A 7,371-nucleotide genomic window follows, 5' to 3' on the forward strand; every position below is an offset into this window, starting at 1 on the left:
TTGTCGGATACGGTCCTGCCCGGCGGTGAACGATCCGCCACGGGTGCTCCTCGGGGCCCGCGCGGTCTGATCCGTGCGGTGAGGGGTGTGAGCGCCCGACTCCGGCAGGCACGTGGTCAGCGCGCGCCTGCACTCGACGTGATGGGTGACTCATGCAGCGCAGCGTTCCTCCCTCCCTGACCTCCCCTCGTCCTCGTCGGCGCGCCCGCCTGCTCGGTGCCGTCGCGATCACCTCGGCCCTCTTCCTGACGCTCGGAGCAGGCGCGGCCCACGCCACCGGCGGCGGTGACAAGCAGGAGACGACTGCCGCGTACGTGTACCTCAAGATCGACCGCCACAAGGACGCTGCGTGGGAGAACTCCACCCAGCAGTACCTGATCACGACGTGGCCGGGACGAAACTGGCGCAGCGACTTCACGCTCCAGGAGATCAGTGCGGTCCTGCCTGCCGGCGTGACGCTGTGCGGCAACGGCTGGGGGATCCAGCAGGACTCGGCGTACGGCGACGCGACGGTCTTCACCGGCAACAAGGCGCCGTTCTACCCGAAGGACTACATCGGCTGGTGGAACGAGAAGACCAAGAAGGGCTACATCTTCCAGGCCGACCACTGGGAGCTGCGCGAGGTGGTGAAGGAGTCGGTGCCGAAGTGCGGCACGACACCAACCCCCACACCGACCCCCACGGTGACCGTGACCCCCACCCCGACCCCGATCCCGACGCAGACCCCGACGCCGACCCCGACGCCGACGCAGTCCGTGCCGGTGCCCACGCCGAGCCAGACGCCGACCTCGACGCCGGCCCCGACGCCGACGGTCACGCCCACCCCGGTCGCTGAGGTGGACGACGACGTGCCGCCGACCTCGACGCCGAGCCCGACTGCGGTGGTGGTCGCCTCGACGCCGACGCCCAGCGCGTCGGTCTACTCCCAGGTCCTGGCAGCCCCCGCCACCGGAGGAGCGACGCTCGCTGCGACCGGGTCGTCCCCGCTGCCCGGCCTGCTCGCGGGCGGGATCCTGGTGCTCTCGGGTGCCGCCCTGCTCCTGCTCCGGCGTCACCGCACCAGCTGATCGAGCGTAGGAGGGCCGCCGTCGACTCGACGGCGGCCCTCCGTCCGTCTCCGCCTGCGTCGAGCGCAGGGGTGAGTGTGGTGGACTGCACAGACACTCGTGTCCGCTCAGCCCGGGCGCGGTTTCGTCCCCTGGGCCAGATGGCGTAAGATTGTCCGTTGGGTGTGCGCCCGGTTCTCGAGGCGCGCTGTGCCCACCGATATTTCCCAGCACGATCCCACCACGCCTACCCCGTCCAGTCCTGGGCGGGACGGCCGATGTGGGCTGATCCATCAGAACCGACAGTTAGCGGAGGATATGGCGAAGAAGGACGGTGTCATCGAGATCGAGGGCAGCGTCGTGGAGGCTCTGCCTAACGCGATGTTCCGCGTGGAGCTCACCAACGGCCACAAGGTGCTCGCCCACATCTCGGGCAAGATGCGACAGCACTACATCCGGATCCTCCCTGAGGACCGGGTGGTGGTGGAGCTGAGCCCGTACGACCTGTCCCGTGGCCGGATCGTCTACCGCTACAAGTAACAGCCACTCGATCACGCCGTCAGCCCTGTCAGGGGCGCAACGGCGGCGGAGGAACACGCGATGAAGGTCAAGCCCAGCGTCAAGAAGATCTGCGACAAGTGCAAGGTGATCCGCCGGCACGGTCGCGTCCAGGTGATCTGCGAGAACCTGCGCCACAAGCAGCGCCAGGGCTGATGCCCTGACGCCGGTCCGTCGGACCAGCAGCTCGACCAGCACCACCGGTCCTCCGCGGAGGACCAGCAAGCGCACAGCCACTCCGGCGATCACTCGCCGGTGCACCCTCGGTCGGAGGCCGGGGCCCGCAGCACGCGGGAGGGCAGTGCGGCAGACCTCCGAAGCAGTTCAGGAGCCACCAGGCACATGGCACGTCTTATCGGCGTCGACCTCCCCCGCGAGAAGCGGCTCGAGATCGCGCTCACCTACATCTACGGGGTCGGCCGTACCCGCGCCCAGGCAACTCTGGCCGCGACCGGCATCAGCCCGGACCTGCGCGTGAAGGACCTCGGCGACGCCGAGCTCGTCGCGCTGCGTGACTTCCTCGAGTCGAGCTACAAGCTCGAGGGTGACCTTCGCCGTGAGGTCGCTGCGGACATCCGCCGCAAGGTCGAGATCGGCTGCTACGAGGGCCTGCGCCACCGCCGTGGCCTTCCGGTGCGCGGCCAGCGCACCAAGACCAACGCGCGTACCCGCAAGGGTCCGAAGCGCACCGTCGCCGGCAAGAAGAAGGCCGGGCGCAAGTAGCCCTCCGCCCCGGGCGCCTCGCGCCAGGGCAAGCCGATCAGACCTCGAGAGAAGAAGAGAATGCCTCCCAAGACCCGTTCCGCCGTGCGCAAGCCGCGCCGCAAGGAGAAGAAGAACGTCTCCCACGGCCAGGCGCACATCAAGAGCACGTTCAACAACACGATCATCTCCATCACCGACCCGACCGGCGCCGTCATCGCGTCGGCCTCGTCGGGCCAGGTGGGCTTCAAGGGTTCGCGCAAGTCGACCCCCTTCGCGGCGCAGCTCGCCGCCGAGGCGGCCGCTCGTCGCGCCCAGGAGCACGGCATGAAGAAGGTCGACGTCTTCGTCAAGGGCCCCGGCTCCGGCCGTGAGACCGCGATCCGTTCGCTGCAGGCGACCGGCCTCGAGGTCGGCTCGATCCAGGACGTGACGCCCCAGGCGCACAACGGCTGCCGTCCGCCGAAGCGCCGTCGCGTCTGACCTCGATCTCCGTCGGGTCGGTGCGCGACCGCACGTCGCGCACCGACCCGCACATCCTTACGTCGACCAGGTGGACCGAGACCAGGCCGGCCCGTAGTACTGCGCAGCGTCATATGGCGGACGCCCGCTGAGAGGAAACACACCGTGCTGATTGCACAGCGCCCCACCCTGACCGAAGAGGTCATCTCGGAGAACCGGTCGCGGTTCTCCATCGAGCCGCTGGAGCCGGGTTTCGGCTACACGCTCGGCAACTCGCTCCGCCGGACGCTGCTGTCCTCCATCCCCGGTGCCGCCGTCACGTCCATCCGGATCGACGGCGTGCTGCACGAGTTCTCCACCGTGCCGGGCGTCAAGGAGGACGTCACCGAGATCATCCTCAACATCAAGCAGCTGGTCGTCTCCTCGGAGAACGACGAGCCCGTCGTGATGTACCTGCGCAAGCAGGGTGCCGGTGAGGTCAGCGCCGCGGACATCGTGCCGCCGGCCGGTGTCGAGGTGCACAACCCCGACCTGCACCTGGCCACGCTCAACGACAAGGGGAAGCTCGAGATCGAGCTGACCGTCGAGCGCGGTCGTGGGTACGTGTCGGCGAACCAGAACAAGTCGTTCGACACCGAGATCGGCCGCATCCCGGTCGACTCGATCTACTCGCCGGTCCTCAAGGTGACCTACAAGGTCGAGGCGACGCGTGTCGAGCAGCGCACGGACTTCGACAAGCTGGTCGTCGACGTCGAGACGAAGTCGGCGATCGGCCCGCGCGACGCGCTGGCCTCTGCCGGCAAGACCCTCGTCGAGCTCTTCGGCCTGGCACGCGAGCTGAACATCGAGGCCGAGGGCATCGAGATCGGCCCGTCGCCGACCGACGCTGCGCTCGCCGCGGACCTCGCTCTGCCGATCGAGGACCTGCAGCTCACGATCCGCTCGTACAACTGCCTCAAGCGCGAGGGCATCCACTCCGTGGGTGAGCTCGTGGCCCGCTCCGAGGCGGACCTCCTGGACATCCGCAACTTCGGTGCGAAGTCCATCACCGAGGTCAAGGAGAAGCTCGCCGAGCTCGGCCTGACGCTCAAGGACAGCCCGCTCGACTTCGACCCGTCCGCAGCCGGCGCCTACTACGGCGACGACGAGGGCGACTTCGTCGAGGACGAGCAGTACTGACGCCGGGGACGTAGACGGTCGGCCTGAGGCTGACCGTCCACAGCCCATCACTGGAACTCAAGGAGTAAAGACCATGCCTACGCCCACCAAGGGTCCCCGGCTCGGTGGCGGACCGGCGCACGAGCGGCTGATCCTCGCGAACCTCGCGACGTCGCTGTTCGAGCACAAGCGCATCACGACGACCGAGACGAAGGCCAAGCGCCTCCGTCCGCTCGCCGAGCGCCTCATCACGTTCGCCAAGCGTGGTGACCTGCACGCCCGCCGCCGCGTGATGACCGTCGTCAAGGACAAGTCCGTCGTCCACGTGCTGTTCACCGAGATCGCCCCGGCCGTCGCCGAGCGTCAGGGTGGCTACACGCGCATCACCAAGATCGGTCCGCGCAAGGGCGACAACGCCCCGATGGCCGTCATCGAGCTCGTGCTCGAGCCGCTCTCCCCGAAGCAGGCCGTCGTGAAGGAGGCCACCAAGGCCGCCTCGAAGGCTGCGCCGAAGGCGAAGAAGGCCGAGGACAAGCCGGTGGAGGACGTCGTCGTCGAGGACGCCCCCGCGGAGGACGCGCCCGTCGAGGACGCGCCCGCCGAGAGCAAGGATGACGCCGACAAGGCGTGATCTGACAGCTACGTCGAGAAGGCCCGGGACCGAGTGGTCCCGGGCCTTCCGTCGTCCCAGGGCACCGCGTGGCGGGCGAGCCTAGAGTCGGTCGTATGAGCCTGCCGGTGGTCCTCGTGCACGGGCTGCGGACCTCGCGCACCATGTGGCGGGCGCAGGTCGAGGCGCTGCAGCGGGTGGGGCACCGCGCCGTCGCGCTGGACCTCCCTGGCCACGGGACCCGGATCGGCGAGCCGTTCACGCTGGACGCGGCCGTGGACACGCTGGCGGACGCGATCGACGAGCTCGGCGGGCAGGCGTTCGTGGTCGGGCTCTCGCTCGGTGGGTACGTGGGGATCCGGCACGCCGCACGGCACCCGCACCAGGTCGCGGGGCTCGTGGCGGCGTCCTGCTCGACCCGCCCGCACCGCGTGCTGCTCGCAGGGTGGTCGGTCGGTGCGCAGGGGATCGCGCGGCTGCCGGACCGGGGCGCCCGCCTGAACCAGTTCTTCGTCGACCTCACGCTGCCTCCCGTCGGTGCGGCGGACGTCGGTGCCGGCGGGTTCGCGCTCGACGCCACCAACGAGGTCCTGCGGGAGATGTCGATCGCGACGCCACTGGCGGACCTGGCGCGGATCGAGGCGCCGGTGTGGCTGGTCAACGGTGCGTTCGACCACTTCCGCGGGGAGGAGCGCCGGTTCCTGGCCGCGTGCCGGGACGGGCGGCTGGTGGTGGTGCCGCACGCGACCCACCTGGTGAGCCTCGTCCAGCCGGCACGGTTCACGCGCGTGCTGCTCGAGGCGCTGGACGAGGTCGAGGCGCGAGCCGCGGTCGCTGCCGGGACGTGACGAGGGCGGACGTGGCCGCCGGAGCGTGAGACGGCGTCAGGTGGCCGGTCAGCGGCCCAGGGACCACGCCCGGACGCCGCCGACGATGCCGGCCTGGTTGGGGACGACCACGACGTCGTCGCCGAGCCGGGCGAGCGTGGTCGCGGTGACCTGACGCGCGTTCCCGCCGCCGAGGTACAGCCGGTCCCAGACGAACACAGGACGGAATCCGTCGACGACGCGGCGGACCCGTCGCGACCAGAGCGCGTCACCGAGCCGGGCGCGCTCGACCTGCCCGATGTAGGCGTCGTAGGTGGTGCCCCAGCGCACGGGCGCGTGCGAGAGCTCGAGGTGCGGCGCGAGGACCCCGCCGTCGAACAGCGCGGTACCGAGCCCCGTGCCGAGGGTCAGGACGAGCTCCACGCCCGTCCCGGAGATCACCCCGGCGCCGTGCACCTCGGCGTCGTTCAGGACGAGGGTGGGCAGCCCGAGGCGTTCCTCGACCGCGGCGCGGATGTCGCAGCCTGCCCAGGCGGCGAGGAGCGCGGGGTCGATAGCGGTCCGCGGGCCGGAGCGGGTCACGTAGTGCGGGGTCGCGACGACGACGCCGTGCCGGATCATCCCCGGCATCCCCACGGTCGCGCGGTCGGCGGCCGGGAGATCGGCGGCGATGTCCGCGATCGTGGCGACGAGGCGTTCCGGGGGCAGCGGGTACGGCGTCGGCACGCGCACCGCGGGTGCGTGGAGCGTGCCGGCCGCGTCGAGGACCGACGCCTTGATGCCCCCGCCGCCGCAGTCGACGGCGAGCGTGAACGGGTCGGAGCCGGAGGCGGGCACGACCCCACGCTAGGCGACGGCCGGTGCGGACGCGCTGAGACGCGGCGAGCTGGTGGGCCGGACGCGGTGCGGGCGAGCGGGGAACCTCCGTGGGCCGACTACCGTGTGGACCCGTGAGCGAGAGCATGGACGTCGTGCCCACGGGCGTGCCGACGCAGGAGCCCGCCGTCCGGCTGCGGCTCGAGCTGGCCTACGACGGCACGGGCTTCGCCGGCTGGGCCATCCAGCCGGGCCTGCGGACCGTCCAGGGGGTGCTGGAGGCCGCCCTGGGCACCGTCCTGCGGACCGACGGGCCTCCGCGCGTGACGGTGGCCGGTCGGACGGACTCGGGCGTCCACGCGCGCGGGCAGGTGGCACACGTCGACATCCCCACCGGTCTGATCGAGAAGAGCAGCGGTCGCTCGTCGCGACCCGTGGACGAGGTTCTGCTCACGCGGCTGGGCGGCATCCTCCCGTCGGACCTCGTCGTGCACACCCTCACCAGGGCTGCCGAGGGCTTCGACGCCCGGTTCTCCGCGCTGCGCCGCCGCTACACCTACCGGATCTGCGACGACGCAGCGCGGCGCGACCCGCTGTCCCGTACGCACGTCCTGTGGCACCGCCGAGGGCTCGACGTCGACGCGATGGCGGCCGCGGCACGGCCCCTGGTGGGCCGCCACGACTTCGCGTCGTACTGCAAGCCGCGGCCGGGTGCGACGACGATCCGCACGCTCGAGGCGTTCGCGTGGTCCCGCCCCGTCGACGGTCCCGACGCCGGCCTGGTGGTCGCGACGGTGCAGGCGGACGCGTTCTGCCACTCGATGGTGCGCTCCCTCGTCGGTGCGAGCCTCGCCGTGGGGGAGGGCCGTCGGGGATCGGGCTGGCCGGCGGAGCTGCTCGCAGCTCGGCGTCGGGGCGAGGGTGTGCACGTCGTCGCCGCGCACGGGCTCACGCTCGAGGAGGTGGGCTACCCGCCCGACGAGGAGCTGGCCGCGCGGGCGATGCAGACCCGGGCGCGGCGGGCGGCCGAGGACCTGCAGCACGCGAGCGGCTGCTGCGGCTGAGACGGGTCAGGCCTCGCTCCGCCCCTCACCCTCCGCTGCGCTCCAGGTCAGTCCTCGCGGGTTGTCGGTCGGGCTGACCTTGCGCTCCGCTGCGGGCGAGTGACGCTCCGCGCCCCTCACCCTTCGCT

The 7,371-nt window shown here is 71.1% G+C and carries 10 protein-coding genes; 9 read left to right on the forward strand and 1 reads right to left on the reverse strand.

The genetic code is table 11. From position 1 onward, the window contains the following. Positions 1-152 precede the first annotated feature (152 nt). The 8 genes from J2X26_RS18440 to J2X26_RS18475 all read left to right on the forward strand — a co-directional run bounded on the left by J2X26_RS18440 (position 153) and on the right by J2X26_RS18475 (position 5,384). The gene (locus J2X26_RS18440) at positions 153-1,067 is read left to right on the forward strand and encodes an LPXTG cell wall anchor domain-containing protein (protein ID WP_307494140.1); all 915 of its coding nucleotides are present in this window, start codon (positions 153-155) and stop codon (positions 1,065-1,067) included. Between the two features lie 297 nt (positions 1,068-1,364). Next, a complete protein-coding gene (gene infA / locus J2X26_RS18445; protein ID WP_013770189.1) occupies positions 1,365-1,586 on the forward strand; it encodes a translation initiation factor IF-1 in 222 nt (73 codons plus the stop codon). Between the two features lie 60 nt (positions 1,587-1,646). Then, complete coding sequence (gene rpmJ / locus J2X26_RS18450) at positions 1,647-1,760, forward strand: 50S ribosomal protein L36 (protein WP_013117849.1); 114 nt, start codon at positions 1,647-1,649, stop codon at positions 1,758-1,760. A gap of 186 nt (positions 1,761-1,946) precedes the next feature. Beyond that, positions 1,947-2,327, forward strand: coding sequence for a 30S ribosomal protein S13 (rpsM, locus tag J2X26_RS18455; RefSeq protein WP_307494141.1), 381 nt, complete (start codon positions 1,947-1,949; stop codon positions 2,325-2,327). Between the two features lie 60 nt (positions 2,328-2,387). Further along, entirely contained in the window at positions 2,388-2,789 is a 402-nt protein-coding gene (rpsK, locus tag J2X26_RS18460; RefSeq protein WP_055912186.1) for a 30S ribosomal protein S11, read from the forward strand. A 144-nt stretch (positions 2,790-2,933) separates the two neighbouring features. Further along, a complete protein-coding gene (locus J2X26_RS18465; protein WP_055912188.1) occupies positions 2,934-3,947 on the forward strand; it encodes a DNA-directed RNA polymerase subunit alpha in 1,014 nt (337 codons plus the stop codon). Between the two features lie 73 nt (positions 3,948-4,020). Further along, the gene (gene rplQ / locus J2X26_RS18470; protein WP_307494142.1) at positions 4,021-4,557 is read left to right on the forward strand and encodes a 50S ribosomal protein L17; all 537 of its coding nucleotides are present in this window, start codon (positions 4,021-4,023) and stop codon (positions 4,555-4,557) included. Between the two features lie 95 nt (positions 4,558-4,652). Beyond that, a complete protein-coding gene (locus tag J2X26_RS18475; protein WP_307494143.1) occupies positions 4,653-5,384 on the forward strand; it encodes an alpha/beta fold hydrolase in 732 nt (243 codons plus the stop codon). Between the two features lie 48 nt (positions 5,385-5,432). On the opposite strand, the gene J2X26_RS18480 is transcribed toward J2X26_RS18475, so the two are convergent. Continuing rightward, positions 5,433-6,200, reverse strand: coding sequence for an ROK family protein (locus J2X26_RS18480; protein WP_307494144.1), 768 nt, complete (start codon positions 6,198-6,200; stop codon positions 5,433-5,435). A 125-nt stretch (positions 6,201-6,325) separates the two neighbouring features. Between J2X26_RS18480 and truA the strand changes: the two genes are divergently transcribed. Then, complete coding sequence (gene truA / locus J2X26_RS18485; RefSeq protein ID WP_307494169.1) at positions 6,326-7,243, forward strand: tRNA pseudouridine(38-40) synthase TruA; 918 nt, start codon at positions 6,326-6,328, stop codon at positions 7,241-7,243. Positions 7,244-7,371: the final 128 nt, after the last annotated feature.

The sequence above is a fragment of the Cellulomonas humilata genome (genome assembly GCF_030814415.1).
GTDB lineage: Bacteria > Actinomycetota > Actinomycetes > Actinomycetales > Cellulomonadaceae > Cellulomonas > Cellulomonas humilata_A.